We start from the raw sequence: 14,448 nt of genomic DNA, 5'->3' as shown, positions 1-14,448 counted from the left end.
TCTATCACGATACAATGTGCTGTGCATTAGACAATTTCGGAAAATTTAATTTATCGTTTCGATGTCATCGTTAACAACTTTATAAATTCTTACCGATTTTGAGCGAGCCATTCAAAACATGGCTTTAGACAATGCCCAAGTATCAGAATAAATAATATTAACTCATCCTAGTGCTCTGCACAGATTGGAAAAATTCATATAAGACTTTGTTTTATATTTTATTTCCAATTATACCTGTGCTTGCACAAAAAACACATTATTTTATACTTCAGCTCAATTTAACAGCAACAATAAATACAACGGCGTTATACAGATAACACTTTTAATCACATATTTTTTACTTGGGGAAAATTCGATGGAAATGCACAGCAACTTATATTACAAGCATTCAGATGCTCAAATCATGTCAAAATTAGACCGATTATTTCAAGAACATCGCGGCGATGCGAGTCAATTTACGGCTTTAGTCTGTGACATCAATCCAGAACATGGTGCTGAACTGGCCGAAGATATTTTAAATACCGTCGATAATATCGAGTTTGACTTAGGTCCTGAATCGCTATACTCCCTCGCGGGTTATTCCATCGCACACTTTGTCCATGGTTCATCAGGTGATGAGTTCATGGAAGCTATTTTATTCTTCCTGAAAGCCTTGCTTCCAGACATCCATGCGCAAGCATGGGGTTGCGGTGATGATGATCCTTGGGAGTTTTGGTTCAAATTTGAAGGTGATGAACTGGTTCGTGAAGATGATGAACCTTTAAATGATCCTGAAGAAGATGAAGAAATTAAAGCCAGTATTTATGCATGGTGGCACGCAGATCTGCCTAAAGAAATTAAAGAAGGCTTTTTAAACGAAGAGTCATAATATCCTAAGTAGCATGACTAGAGTACAAGTCCTATCACTTTGAGTCATGCTGTCACATTCACGGGCAATTTCGCTATCAACTTTTGAGTTACCAAATCGGCAATTCTGTGGTTTGTTTGATATTTTGTAATGGAATTTCTGTTTTAATACTTTGTATATTGGGGATTTTATTTAGACGATGGATTTGAAACTGTCGATAGGCGTCTAAGTCTGCAACCACAATACGTAAAAAGAAATCACAATCCCCTGCCATTAAATGACACTCGACCACTTCAGGAACTTCACGAATCGATTCAACAAATTGGTTCACCGTTTGCGGATCCTGACTCTTTAGCCAAATGCGTGCAAACACGGTCAATCGCAGATTCACTTTAGCAGGATCTACCAAAGCCACATAAGCCCGAATAATCCCGTCTTCTTCTAGTTGTCTTACTCGTCTTAAACACGGTGAAGCAGACAGTCCAATGCGCTGAGCCAGTTCATTATTTTGAAGTTTCCCATCGACTTGTAGTACTTGTAATATACGCTTATCTGTTTGATCCATAAATTCCACCCCTAAAGCATAATTTTGCTCAGACTTAACCAATCACAGCATATTATTCCAAACAAGCTCTATATTAAGCTAAATAAAGCAAAAAATATCTCTGGAAAAACCCTACACTTATTCACCTACTGCACCAAAACCTAGCACGCATAGGCGATTTAAAATGTTCTCCCTTAGAAATACAACTCAAGAACTCAATGATTCTACCGATTACGTCGAGTTTAAACGCGGTATTAAAACATCTATCCCCATGCTGCTAGGCATTATTCCTTTTGCTTTGGTCTTAGGTACACAAGCCACTCAAAAAGGCTTTAGCCATTTAGAAGTTCCATTATTTACTGGCCTAAACTTTGCGGGCGGTTCCGAGTTTGCCGTACTCGAAGTCTGGACCAATCCACCAAATTTTCTCGTTTTAATTTTCATTACGTTCCTAGTCAATAGCCGTCACTTACTCATGGGTGCAAGTCTCGTGCCCTATTTACGCCATTTGCCTAATCGACAGGTTTTCCCTGCCCTGTTTTTCATGTGTGATGAAAGTTGGGCCGCAGCGCTTGCCGATGCAGAAAAGAAGAAAAGATTTGGGCTACAACAGGCCTTTAGCATGTCCTACTACGCAGGCATCTGTTTTGCTCTGTATTTGATGTGGGTCAGTTTTACCAGCTTAGGAGCCATTCTTGGTCCTTTGCTAGGCGATGTTCACCGTTATGGATTTGATATGGCCTTTGCTGCAGTATTTTTGGTTTTACTACGTGGTATGTGGAAAGGCTTCAGCGCCGCACGCCCTTGGCTTATCAGTCTAATCAGTGCGGCCATTGCTTATTTATATTTACCGACGGGTTGGTATGTGCCTATTGGGGCAATCTGTGGCATCGCCTCTGCCTTCTTATTTATTCAGGAGGATGAGCTATGATCCACAGCACAACACTTATCGCGATTTTATTGGTCGCAGCAACCACTTATCTGACGCGTATATTGGGCTATGTTTTGCTGAAAAATAAAACTTTAAGCAACAAACAACGAAAGATTTTGGAAGTTGTTCCCGGCTGCGTACTTATTTCAGTAATTGCACCTTATTTTGTCAAAGACAATGTCGCAGATCTACTCGCCATTGCCATCACATTGATTGCAGCTTCACGCTTTTCACTTTTACCAACCGTTGTGATTAGTATGCTGAGCGCGGCATTATTACGTACCGTGCTCATCTAAACTTAATTTTTAGCGTTCAGGCTGTACGGCTTTAGCGAGAATATTCACCAATTCAGCGTTTTGTAACTCAACTTTTTGCAACTTAGACGTGGTCTGTTCGATCACTTCCTGTTGCACATGCATCTTTTTTGCAAGATCTTGCATAATTTCCAAGGTCTTTTTTAAGTTTTCTTCAAGATGATGTACTTTTTCTTGCAGTTGATTCTGCTCTACGCTTGGATCAGTTTTATCTGCCTGATTTTTAAATTGAAACCAAATTAAAAATACGACAGCAACCGCCAACAGCAAAATAAATCCCCAAATTAAGATCAACATAAGCACCGCTCTACATTATTTTCGTTTATAGATTCATGATAACCACAAGTCAGTATTCGGTCTATGCCTATCATCTTGTTTTCAGAGTAAAAGATGCTTAAAAATAAAGCCCTTTATGTGGTTGACGTACTAAAAGATTCACACAAATCTAATAAGCGGTTTGCATAGCCCCATTCATTGTCATACCACGCAAAGACTTTGGCTTGATGCCCGACCACCATGGTTTGCGTTAAATCAACAATAAGTGAATAGGGTGAATGATTAAAATCTGAAGATACCAAAGGTTCATCCGTCACATCCATAATTTCACGGTAGTCCGACTTCGCCGCCTGAATCAGTACTTCATTGATTTTATGGTCGGTAATCGGTGTTTGCGAAATAAAAGTTAAATCAATTGCAGCTACATTAATAGTCGGCACACGGATGGAATAACCATCAATACGATCGGCCATTTTTGGCATGACTTGTTTTAAAGCACCGAGGGCTGACGATGTGGTGGGAATAATATTTTGACCTGAAGCACGAGCACGTCTTAAATCACGATGCGCATGATCTAATACAGACTGATCGGCAGTCACTGCATGAATTTCGGTCATGAGTGCAGTATCAATTCCAAAAGCATCATCAATGATTTTAACCAAAGGCACTAAGGCCTGTGTTGTACATGACACACTGGAAATGATTTGGTCACTGGCTTTGACCTCATGATGATTCACCCCATACACAATGGCGGCATCAACCGAATCAAAAGGTGCCGCGCCAATAATCACCCGCTTTGCACCTGCGCTGATATGCCCTGTTGCCGCTTCGCGCGAGCGAAATAAACCTGTGCACTCTAGAACCACGTCTACATGGAGACTTGCCCAAGGTAAATCTTGCGGGCTTTCCTGACGCAAGACTTCAACTTTGAGTTGTGCTTGATTATTTGATAAATGCAGAAAAATACGTTCATTTTCATAACTTAAATCGACTTTCCCCGGAAAGCGCCCATGCGTGGTGTCATATTTAAATAAATGCAATAAGGTTTCTACATCTGCTACATCATTTACCGCGACGATTTCAAACTGAAAGTTCTTTGGATTTTCAAACCAAGCGCGTAGTACATTACGTCCGATTCGACCAAATCCATTTATCGCCACTCGTTGCATGACTTGCCCTTATGTATAAAATGATGAAAGATAAAGCAGGCCTATATTAATGGATTTATACAGATTTGGTTAAGCTTTCTTTTTCTATGACCCATCAGTGAAGATGATGAATATGAACCCTTAAGTCATAAGTTGACCAGCCTGACCACCTCGCACTAATCACCTCATCTCCACGAAATGATATAAATATCCAACAATAACAAGCAAAATCTTAGAACTATCGAATACATAGAAATGTCATCAATTCGCCTTAAAGTGATTGGTGCAACATCCTTTTTCCGTTATAATTTGGCGTTTTAAAAATTTTAAGCCAGTATCTGAAGTCAGCGTATTTAGAATAAGACTTTCTTCAGATACTATTAGCCAAATCGAAATTATGGAGTGACTTGGTTGTGAGTACTCGTTTTATGACATCAGCTGAAATTCGCGAAGCTTTTTTAAGCTACTTTGAATCGCAAGGGCATACACGTGTCGCGTCGAGTTCTCTAGTTCCCGCCAACGACCCTACTTTGTTGTTTACCAATGCGGGTATGAACCAATTTAAAGATTGTTTCTTAGGCCTAGAAAAACGTGATTATGTCCGCGCAGTGTCTTCACAAAAATGTGTCCGCGCAGGTGGTAAACACAACGACTTAGACAATGTCGGTTATACCGCACGTCACCATACCTTCTTTGAAATGTTAGGTAACTTCTCATTTGGCGACTATTTCAAACGTGATGCGATCAAATTTGCATGGGATTTTCTAACAGGTGAAGCTTGGTTAGCACTGCCTAAAGACAAACTCTATGCAACGGTTTACCACACCGACGACGAAGCATTTGACATCTGGAACAAAGAAATTGGTTTAGATGCATCTCGTATTATTCGCATTGGCGACAACAAAGGTGGTCAATACGCATCAGATAACTTCTGGGCAATGGGTGATACAGGTCCTTGTGGTCCATGTTCTGAAATTTTCTTTGACCATGGCGACCATATTTGGGGTGGCTTACCGGGTACACCTGAAGAAGATGGCGACCGTTTCATTGAAATCTGGAACAACGTTTTCATGCAGTTCAACCGTACTGCGGATGGCGTATTGCACCCTCTTCCTGCGCCTTCTGTTGATACAGGTATGGGCTTAGAGCGTATTTCTGCTGTTTTACAACACGTTAACTCAAACTACGAAATCGATTTATTCCAGCACCTTTTAAAAGCAGCCGCTGAAATTATTGGTTTAGATACCGCTGCACTTGAAGCAGAAGCTCGCGAAAAAGGTACACCAGTTCAATATCCTGCATCACTTAAAGTGGTTGCGGATCACGCACGTTCATGTTCATTCCTGATTGCTGATGGTGTAAACCCTTCTAACGAAGGTCGTGGTTATGTACTGCGTCGTATTATCCGTCGTGCAGTACGTCATGGTAATAAATTGGGTGCAACAGGTTCATTCTTCCACAAAATGTTGCAACCTTTAATTGAAGTAATGGGTGCTGCATATCCAGAACTTGAAGCGCAGAAAACGCGTATTGAAGCTCAGCTACTTAAAGAAGAAGAGCAATTTGCAAAAACCTTAGAGCAAGGTTTGAAATTGCTTGAAGGTGAATTAGCTCAACTGAAAGGTTCTGTAATTCCTGGTGAAGTGGTCTTCAAACTTTATGATACTTACGGCTTCCCTACTGACTTAACGGCTGACATTGCACGTGAACGCGATTTAACCATTGATGAAGCTGGCTTTGAAGTTGAAATGACAGCACAACGTCAACGTGCACGCGATGCAGGTAAATTCGCAATTGACTACAACACTGTTGTTAAAGTTGAAGGCGAAACTCAGTTTGACGGCTATGATGCAACAGTTGGCGAAGGTCAAATTATTGCGATCTATAAAGATGGCGAACAAGTTGATGAAGTGGTTGAAGGTGACGAAGCCCTCATCGTACTAAACCAAACCCCATTCTATGCAGAAAGTGGTGGTCAAATTGGTGACACAGGTATTTTCAAAAATGACACAGGTATTTTTGAAGTCCAAGACACCAAGAAATCGGGCGGCGCTTTTGTACACCAAGGTATCGTCACTGTAGGTAGCATTAAGCTTGCTCAAAATGTTGAAGCAACAGTCAAAGCAGATATCCGTGCGGCAACTGCACGTAACCACTCTGCAACTCACCTTTTGCATGCTGCACTACGTCAAATTTTAGGCGAACACGTGCAACAAAAGGGCTCATTGGTTGCGTCAGATATCTTACGTTTTGACTTTGCCAACGATCAGCCCGTTTCATTTGAACAACTTCAAGAAATTGAACGCTTAGTGAATGCTGAAGTGATTGCAAATACAGCAGTAAGCACTGAACTTCTAGACATCGAATCTGCGAAAGCAAAAGGTGCGATGATGTTGTTCGGTGAAAAATATGGTGATGAAGTTCGTGTACTTTCAATGGGTTCAATCATTGAAGAGAAAAACTTCTCAATCGAGCTATGCGGTGGTATTCACGTTAAACGCACAGGCGACATTGGCTTGTTTAAAATCACTTCTGAAGGTGGTGTAGCTGCGGGTGTACGCCGTATTGAAGCGGTAACAGGTACCAAAGCCATTGAAGTTACTCAAAAAGCTGACCGTGATATCAATACCATCAATGGTTTATTGAAAGCTCAAAAAGACCAAACTTTAGAAAAAGTAGAAGCCTTAGTCGACACAGCATCAAGCTTGCAAAAACAGATTGAGCAACTTAATCAAAAACTTGCCAGCTTCCAAGCTACTGAACTGCTTAGCCAAGTTCAAACGCTTGCGGGTCGTCAAACGCTAATCACGACTGTTCAAAACATGGATGCGAAATCACTTCGCAACCTACATGACGGTGTGAAATCAAAATTAGAAAATGCAGTCATCGTACTTGCTGGTGTTGAAGGTGACAAAGTTAGCCTGATCGCCTCTGTAGCAAAAGACTTTACTGCTTCTATTAAAGCAGGTGACATCATCAAACATCTAGCAACTGAGCTTGGTGGTAAAGGTGGTGGCAAACCTGACTTAGCACAAGGTGGCGCGCCACTAAACGAGAAGTTTGCAACAGTGATGGCAGATTTAACTGCTTGGCTTGAAGCGAAATAAAACTTCACCTTTTGTGTAACTGACCCTGAATGATGCATTCAGGGTCATGGTTTATATGGAACAACTATGGCATTAATCGTTCAAAAATATGGCGGTACCTCTATGGGTACTCCAGAGCGCATTTTAAATGTTGCTCGTCGTGTAAAGCGTTGGCATGACCACGGCCACAAGGTTGTAGTGGTTGTATCAGCAATGAGTGGCGAAACCAATCGTCTACTTGCTTTAGCGAAAGCCATTACCGAAACCCCTGACCCACGAGAATTAGACCAAATGGTTTCTACGGGTGAACAGGTAACGATTTCAATGTTAGCAATGGCGCTCAATTCTATTGGCGTTGAAGCTAAGTCACTTACGGGTCGCCAAGTCGGGATCAAAACGGACAATGCGTTTACCAAAGCACGTATCGAGTCGATTGATACCGATACCATGACTGCGCATTTAGATGCTGGTCGTGTGATTGTGGTTGCTGGTTTCCAAGGCTTTGATGCCGATGGTAACACCACCACGCTCGGCCGTGGCGGTTCAGATACTTCGGGTGTAGCACTTGCTGCTGCATTAAAAGCAGATGAATGCCAAATCTATACAGATGTAGATGGCGTTTATACGACTGACCCACGTGTTGCACCAAAAGCGAAAAAAGTAGACCGTATTTCATTTGAAGAAATGCTGGAAATGGCATCACTTGGTTCAAAAGTTCTACAAATTCGTTCAGTTGAATTTGCAGGAAAATACCAAGTGCCTTTACGCGTATTATCAAGTTTTGATAATGACGATGATGGCGCATTCGACGAAGAATTTAAAAAGAACGTCGGAACACTAATCACCACTGAGGCGGAAGACAACATGGAACAACCAATTATCTCAGGTATCGCATTTAACCGTGACGAAGCTAAACTTACGATTCTAGGTGTTCCTGATGAACCAGGTATTGCATCTAAAATTTTATCGCCAATTGGTAATGCCAACATTGAAGTGGATATGATCATCCAAAATGTTGAAGAAGATGGTACAACTGACTTCACTTTCACGGTAAACCGCGGCGAACTTGCAAAAGCAACAAAAATTCTTCAAGAAACTGCTCAAGCCATTGGTGCGCGCGAAGTTGCTACACGTGATGACATTGTTAAAGTGTCAATCGTAGGTGTTGGTATGCGCTCGCATGCAGGTGTTGCAAGTAAAATGTTTACTGCACTTGCAGATGAAGGCATCAACATTTTGATGATCTCAACTTCAGAAATCAAAATTTCTGTGATTATTGAAGAAAACTACTTAGAACTTGCTGTACGTTCTCTACACACTGCTTTCGGTTTAGATCGTGAACATGGTGAATCAAGCGCACGTGCTTAAGCAATCTTGCGAAAAACTTGTCATTGTCTGACAGTTTTTGCAAAAGACTACAAAAATCAGGGGCCACTATAGTTTTTTCTATAGTGGCTCTGTTATATTAAGCCCGAGGCTTTCTTAAATTTAGATGAATGTTATACCTAATGTCACTAGATATCTAAAAATTCAAGTGTCATGCGGTTGTATTAAACATTTGTTTAAATTTTTTTAAATACAAAAAATTATGTATTTTACTTTAGTACAACTGCAGGTTTAGCGTTTTGCAAGGAGATAAACATGCTGATTTTGACCCGACGCGTCGGTGAAACATTAATGATTGGGGATCAAGTAAGTGTTACTGTACTTGGTGTCAAAGGCAACCAAGTTCGTATTGGTGTCAATGCTCCCAAAGAAGTATCTGTACATCGTGAAGAGATTTATCAGCGCATTCAGCATGAACGTGCAATGCATGAACATCTTCAACATCTTGATCAGGACTACCAACCTGCATTTGAAGATGAAGGTGCACAGCAGAATAATTTCAATCGTTAAGATTGAAACATTCAGATATAAAGCGGCCCGATTGGCCGCTTTAAATTTTTATATAGCCTCTTTTTGCTCAAGCGCCTCGATCACTTTCTTTACAGGCCCAAAACTACGACGATGCTCGTCGATGATCCCATGTTCAGCAATTGCTTCAAAATGCGCTTTGGTTGGATAACCTTTGTGTTTGGCAAAACCAAACTGAGGATATTTTCGATCCATCTCAATCATTTGATGGTCACGTGTCACTTTGGCCAAAATACTCGCTGCTGAGATTTCAGCATGCAAGGCATCACCACCCACAATTGCCTCACAGCTCATGCTTAAGCCTTGTGGAATTTTATTACCATCAACCAAGACATGTTCGGGCTGTATTGTAAGCTGTTCAACCGCGCGGCGCATCGCAAGTAAAGATGCTTGTAGAATATTGATCTCATCAATTTCAGCAGCACTTGCCTCAGCAATCGCCCAAGCCAATGCTTTTTCCTGAATTTCGACAAAAAGTTTTTCACGTTTTTTTTCAGTCAATTTTTTGGAATCATTCAACCCTTGTATCGGGTTATTCGGGTCTAAAATTACCGCAGCAGCGACTACTGAACCTACCAAAGGGCCGCGCCCTGCCTCATCTGCACCTGCAATTTGCATTTTCTACTCTCATAAAAAATGGCTGATCAACAGCCATTTTAAAAAACTTAACAATTTATTCGGCTTAGTTTAGCATTTCAGAGGCGCATGTGGCTGTTGTTTTTGTTGCCGCTAAAGCGCTATAGGTTGCCTTTGCTTTGGGATCAATAGCAGCCAAAGCCAACTGCTCTTTAGATAACACCTTCGGCGAATTATCCCCTACACAATTACAAACTTCACGTTTTTTCTTCTGCCTTTGGTCTTCAGATAACAGTTTACTGCCCACAATCCATGTCGGATTAGTTTCGATTTCATCCATACACTTTGCATGTGAGGCCATTTTAATGGCCGAGATTCCATCATCATCTGAGCCAGACAAAGGATTCGACGCACAGGCAGAAAGCATAAGCGATCCAAGCAAAGAAAGTATTAACTTATCATTTTTCATACAGACACACCCTTTGTTGTAAAAGAAATAAGGTTTCAATTGTTGTTATTCAGATTAATATAAAAGATAAATGCCAAAAAGTACAAAAAAACTGCAAAGAAGCGAGGCATGCCCCCCGCTGCTTTGATGTATTAGAACTTAATTCACCGCTTCAGCCACACATGCATTGATGGTTTTGGTTACTGCATTGCTAATAATAGTTGTACGCGCCGCAGGGTCAATAGCCGCTGTTGCCACGTCGACAGCCGTAATATTTTGTGGGGCTTTCTCACTGACACAACCACAAATTTCGGTTTGAATTTCGGTTTTTTGGTCAGCCGTCATAAATTTGGTTGCTGTTTTCCATGCTGGTAGATTATTCAACTCAGTCGTACATTTTGCATTAATGGCAATTTTAAGCGCTGCTGTACTCAGTTGTTGCGTGGTGGTCGTCGTATTGGTCGTTGCCATATCAGTCGTTGTACAAGCCGAAAGGATCAAGGCCAAAGGAGCAAGCACTGCAATCATTTTTTTCACGGAGTTATCCATTTATAACAGTTAAAGTGCGCGTATTTTGCCGAAACTTTACTGTTTACGGAAACACTATTTCCATGCCATTTTAATATCTTTCGCTTATTGCACAGTTTTAAATCAGTCATGCACCATTGGTCTGTGCAGCGTTGCAGAATATCAACGCTATGTTGCATCTACTACATTTTTGACCTATCTATAGTTCTATAAAATAGCGCAACATAAAAATGGATGTGAATCTAATGAACTCGGCAAATACCCATTACACGCGTACTGCTCAAATCCTGCATTGGCTCATGGCAATTATCTTTATTGCTGCTTGGCTGATTGGGTTTTATAGCGGAAACTTCCTCAGTTATGATGCTGATGGTAGCTTTAAAGGGGATGTCATTACCTTACATAAGAACATTGCAACCACGATTATCTTTCTGGTGGTGATTCGTATCTTTTGGCGTTATACCCACCCTGCACCCAAACTTCCAGACAGTATGTCACCGTTAATGCAAAAAATGGCACACCTCGGTCATTTGGCTTTATATTTCATTTTGTTGGCTTTGCCAATTACTGGCTGTTTATTTAGCTGGAGTGCTGGGCACCCTGCGCCTGTATTGTACCTTTTTGAAATTCCCCGTTTAGTACAAGATAACCCTGAATTACTCGCGATCGTAAAACCTTTACATATCTGGATTTCATGGGCAGCAGGATTGCTGTTAGTGGGTCATATTGCAGCAGCACTGAAACACCACTTTATTGATAAAGATAATGTGTTAAATAGCATGACCAAACAAGCAAAGTAAGACCAAGTTGAATTAGCCTAAAAGCATCAATCTGTTGCTTTTAGGACTTCATCCACCACACATCCTTTCAGCGTATTCAACACACCCTGTTGTACCACCTGTTTTTTGACTTGTTCATCAACCACTGCGCGCAACAAAGTTGTTGCTGGAATATCCTTTAACGCATTTTCACCCACGCAACCACAGATTTGCGTTTGAAGCTGATTCTTTTTCTCTTCACCAAGCAATGCTGTACTGACTTTCCACAGCCTTGTCGCTTCAAGCTCTACACCGCACTGATACACCACCACTGGCTTTAGTAGTTTTTGCGTTAACCCAGTATCCGTTTTGAGCAAATAAACTGCAAAGAGCACAAAAATAACCACAAGCAATGCAATGATTTTTTTCATATCGACCTCACATAAAAAAGACAGAGCGAACTCTGTCTTTAAAAGGACATCAGATTAAGCAATGGCTGCAATTTCAGCCGCCCATTTTTGCTTCTCTTCTGCCGAAATAAACGACGCTTCAAAAGAGTTTAACGCCAATTGTTTTAGCTCAGCTGCTGTTAAGTCTAACGCATCTGTAATAGCAATAAAGTTATCATTCATATAACCACCAAAGTACGATGGATCATCTGAATTTACCGTCACTTGCACACCTTGTTGCAACAAACGGCGGATATTGTGCTGTGCCATATCGTCAACGACACATAACTTTAAGTTACTGAGCGGACAAACTGTCAGCGGCATTTTCTCTGCAATCAAACGCTGCATTAATACAGGATCTTCTTCAGAACGCACACCGTGGTCAATACGATTCACTTTAAGCAAGTCTAAAGCTTCCCAGACATATTCTGCTGGGCCTTCTTCACCTGCATGCGCAACCACTAAAAAGCCTGCTTCACGCGCTTTAGCAAAGACACGTTCAAACTTTGAAGGAGGATGCCCAACTTCGCTTGAGTCCAAGCCCACACCAATGATTTGATCTTTATAAGGCAATGCCTGTGCTAAAGTTTCAAAGGCTGCTTCTTCACTTAAATGACGCAAGAAACACATAATCAAATGCGAACTAATGCCAAATTTTGCCTTGGCATCATCACATGCGCGTTGCAGACCATTAATCACTGTTTCAAAAGCAATACCGCGGTCAGTATGCGTTTGTGGGTCAAAGAACATTTCTGTATGTACTACACGGTCTTCGGCACATTTTTCAAAATACGCCCAAGCCAAGTCATAAAAGTCTTGCTCATGAATCAGTACATTTGCGCCTGCATAATAGATGTCTAAAAACGATTGCAAATTGTGAAAATTATAAGCCTGTTTTACTTCTTCAACCGACTTATAAGGAATGTCTATTTGATTACGCTGTGCGATTGCAAACATGAGTTCTGGCTCAAATGTCCCTTCAATATGCACATGTAATTCAGCTTTTGGTAAAGCACGAATGAGCTCCAATTGACTCATATCTTTTCCTCTTTAAAAATAAAAAAGGGCGTAAACTGAGTTTACACCCTTATCACTATTTGATGAATTAGCCGCCAAACAATGCGAATTTTAACGCCCAAAGCACAGCCACAATCCACACCATGTACGGTACAGTCGCCGCTTTACCGGTGAACAATTTAACCAATGCATAGCTAATAAAGCCCATCGCAATACCATCTGCAATTGAATAGGTAAATGGCATAAATACAATGGTTAAGAACGCAGGAACGGCTTCAGTAATATCATCCCAATCAATATGGGTAATTCCCTGAATCATTAACACGCCAACAAATAACAATGCTGGAGCTGTTGCAAAACCGGGTACAGATTGAGCTAAAGGTGCTAAAAACAAACATAAGATAAATAACACACCGACCACAACTGCGGTTAAACCTGTACGGCCACCAGCAGCAACACCCGCAGACGACTCAATATATGGTGTCGTCGAAGATGTACCTAATGCTGCACCTGCAACAATTGCGGTTGAGTCTGCAAATAATGCTTTTTTCAAACGTGGAAGCTTGCCATCTTTCAGTAAGCCTGCACGGTGTGACACGCCAACCAATGTACCTGTTGAGTCAAACAAATCGACCAAGAAAAATACAAAGATGACACCAACTAAGCTTGCCGTAAATAGACCTTCAAAGTCCATTTGCATGAATGTTGGAGCAATTGATGGAATCTCACCAACAACACCTTTGAACTCGCTTAAGCCCATTGCTGTTGAAATGGCAGTTAAAGCCAAGATGCTAATAATAATGGCACCACGTACTTTAAAGTGATGTAGTACAACCACCATCAAGAAGCCAAATAAAGCCAAAAGAACCGTCGGTTGCTTTAAGTCGCCCAATCCAACCAAAGTCGCTGGATTGTCCACAATAACGCCTGCATTTTTTAAAGCAATCAGCGCAAGGAATAAACCAATTCCGCCGCCAATCGCAAGCTTAAGCGACATTGGGATTGCATTCACAATGGCTTCACGGATCTTAAACATACTGATCGCAATGAACACCAAACCTGATACAAACACTGCAGCTAAAGCAGTCTGCCAAGGCACACCCATACCCATACACACCGAATAGGTAAAGTAAGCGTTTAAGCCCATACCCGGTGCTAATGCAATTGGATAATTTGCAACAATACCCATAACCAAACAGCCAATTGCGGCTGCAAGACAAGTCGCTACAAAGACAGCACCATGATCCATCCCCGTTTCGGATAAAATCATTGGATTCACAATAATGATGTAACACATGGTTAAGAATGTGGTTACACCTGCAAGAAGCTCTGTACGAAAACTGGTTTTATTTTCACTCAGTTTGAACATACGCTCGAGCATATTTTCTGAAGATGGATTAGGAGTCGTCATGACCTAGCCCCTGTAAATAAACTTTTAAAACTGTATAACTGCCAAAAAATTTCGACACTCAGTACGATGAAAATCTGATTAAATTTCTGGAAGTTAAAGCAATGAATATGCCAAATTTCCTCAATTCAGGAAAAGTTTATTTAGCCATGAATGATTCAAACGCAGGGTCGAACCATATATACCTAAACAAAAAAGCCGCAT

16 protein-coding genes are annotated in these 14,448 nt (G+C 41.1%); 7 read left to right on the top strand and 9 right to left on the bottom strand.

Translation table 11 applies throughout. The features are described 5' to 3' along the window. Positions 1–355 precede the first annotated feature (355 nt). The gene (locus PTT44_RS12640; protein WP_168158940.1) at positions 356–868 is read left to right on the top strand and encodes a hypothetical protein; all 513 of its coding nucleotides are present in this window, start codon (positions 356–358) and stop codon (positions 866–868) included. Positions 869–956: 88 nt separating this feature from the next. Here PTT44_RS12640 and PTT44_RS12635 read toward each other — a convergent pair whose 3' ends face one another. Next, positions 957–1,412, bottom strand: coding sequence for an Lrp/AsnC family transcriptional regulator (locus tag PTT44_RS12635; RefSeq protein ID WP_062033751.1), 456 nt, complete (start codon positions 1,410–1,412; stop codon positions 957–959). A 163-nt stretch (positions 1,413–1,575) separates the two neighbouring features. Between PTT44_RS12635 and PTT44_RS12630 the strand changes: the two genes are divergently transcribed. Both PTT44_RS12630 and PTT44_RS12625 read left to right on the top strand, forming a co-directional pair. Continuing rightward, positions 1,576–2,322, top strand: a complete 747-nt coding sequence (locus PTT44_RS12630; protein WP_062033748.1) for an AzlC family ABC transporter permease — start codon at positions 1,576–1,578, stop codon at positions 2,320–2,322. After that, the gene (locus tag PTT44_RS12625; protein ID WP_005400577.1) at positions 2,319–2,618 is read left to right on the top strand and encodes an AzlD family protein; all 300 of its coding nucleotides are present in this window, start codon (positions 2,319–2,321) and stop codon (positions 2,616–2,618) included. Before PTT44_RS12630 ends, PTT44_RS12625 begins: the two co-directional genes overlap by 4 nt. Positions 2,619–2,627: 9 nt before the next feature. Here the strand turns inward: PTT44_RS12625 and PTT44_RS12620 are convergent, their stop codons facing one another. Both PTT44_RS12620 and gap read right to left on the bottom strand, forming a co-directional pair. Next, positions 2,628–2,933 carry a hypothetical protein gene (locus tag PTT44_RS12620; RefSeq protein ID WP_004696167.1) on the bottom strand — a complete coding sequence of 102 codons (306 nt, stop codon included), beginning with the start codon at positions 2,931–2,933 and terminating at the stop codon, positions 2,628–2,630. A 113-nt stretch (positions 2,934–3,046) separates the two neighbouring features. Then, complete coding sequence (gene gap / locus PTT44_RS12615) at positions 3,047–4,081, bottom strand: type I glyceraldehyde-3-phosphate dehydrogenase (RefSeq protein WP_168158941.1); 1,035 nt, start codon at positions 4,079–4,081, stop codon at positions 3,047–3,049. Between the two features lie 392 nt (positions 4,082–4,473). Here gap and alaS point away from each other — a divergent pair, with 392 nt between their 5' ends. From alaS to csrA, 3 genes are all read left to right on the top strand, one after another. Then, complete coding sequence (gene alaS / locus PTT44_RS12610) at positions 4,474–7,167, top strand: alanine--tRNA ligase (RefSeq protein WP_171527532.1); 2,694 nt, start codon at positions 4,474–4,476, stop codon at positions 7,165–7,167. Positions 7,168–7,233: 66 nt separating this feature from the next. Beyond that, a complete protein-coding gene (locus tag PTT44_RS12605) occupies positions 7,234–8,514 on the top strand; it encodes an aspartate kinase (RefSeq protein ID WP_005400573.1) in 1,281 nt (426 codons plus the stop codon). Positions 8,515–8,787: 273 nt separating this feature from the next. Continuing rightward, on the top strand, positions 8,788–9,042 hold the full coding sequence (gene csrA / locus PTT44_RS12600) for a carbon storage regulator CsrA (RefSeq protein ID WP_004982340.1): 255 nt from the start codon (positions 8,788–8,790) through the stop codon (positions 9,040–9,042). A 48-nt stretch (positions 9,043–9,090) separates the two neighbouring features. Here csrA and rnhB read toward each other — a convergent pair whose 3' ends face one another. From rnhB to PTT44_RS12585, 3 genes are all read right to left on the bottom strand, one after another. Continuing rightward, positions 9,091–9,678: a ribonuclease HII gene (rnhB, locus tag PTT44_RS12595; RefSeq protein ID WP_168158942.1), complete on the bottom strand. Its 588-nt coding sequence runs from the start codon at positions 9,676–9,678 to the stop codon at positions 9,091–9,093. A 64-nt stretch (positions 9,679–9,742) separates the two neighbouring features. Further along, a complete protein-coding gene (locus tag PTT44_RS12590; protein ID WP_168158943.1) occupies positions 9,743–10,105 on the bottom strand; it encodes a hypothetical protein in 363 nt (120 codons plus the stop codon). A gap of 138 nt (positions 10,106–10,243) precedes the next feature. Continuing rightward, entirely contained in the window at positions 10,244–10,621 is a 378-nt protein-coding gene (locus PTT44_RS12585; protein ID WP_168158944.1) for a hypothetical protein, read from the bottom strand. A 236-nt stretch (positions 10,622–10,857) separates the two neighbouring features. On the opposite strand from PTT44_RS12585, the gene PTT44_RS12580 reads away from it, so the two are divergent. Beyond that, positions 10,858–11,412, top strand: coding sequence for a cytochrome b (locus PTT44_RS12580; RefSeq protein WP_004696150.1), 555 nt, complete (start codon positions 10,858–10,860; stop codon positions 11,410–11,412). A 26-nt stretch (positions 11,413–11,438) separates the two neighbouring features. Here the strand turns inward: PTT44_RS12580 and PTT44_RS12575 are convergent, their stop codons facing one another. From PTT44_RS12575 to PTT44_RS12565, 3 genes are all read right to left on the bottom strand, one after another. Beyond that, the gene (locus tag PTT44_RS12575) at positions 11,439–11,801 is read right to left on the bottom strand and encodes a hypothetical protein (RefSeq protein ID WP_005400570.1); all 363 of its coding nucleotides are present in this window, start codon (positions 11,799–11,801) and stop codon (positions 11,439–11,441) included. A 54-nt stretch (positions 11,802–11,855) separates the two neighbouring features. Next, the gene (locus PTT44_RS12570; RefSeq protein ID WP_168158945.1) at positions 11,856–12,857 is read right to left on the bottom strand and encodes an adenosine deaminase; all 1,002 of its coding nucleotides are present in this window, start codon (positions 12,855–12,857) and stop codon (positions 11,856–11,858) included. 67 nt (positions 12,858–12,924) lie between these two features. Next, positions 12,925–14,247: an NCS2 family permease gene (locus PTT44_RS12565; protein ID WP_004696144.1), complete on the bottom strand. Its 1,323-nt coding sequence runs from the start codon at positions 14,245–14,247 to the stop codon at positions 12,925–12,927. Positions 14,248–14,448: the final 201 nt, after the last annotated feature.

The sequence above is a fragment of the Acinetobacter sp. Gutcm_16 genome, from assembly GCF_028649355.1.
GTDB classification, from domain to species: domain Bacteria; phylum Pseudomonadota; class Gammaproteobacteria; order Pseudomonadales; family Moraxellaceae; genus Acinetobacter; species Acinetobacter johnsonii.
The sequence above is the reverse complement of the archived record's forward strand: the minus strand, read 5'-3'. Positions and strand labels throughout refer to the sequence as shown.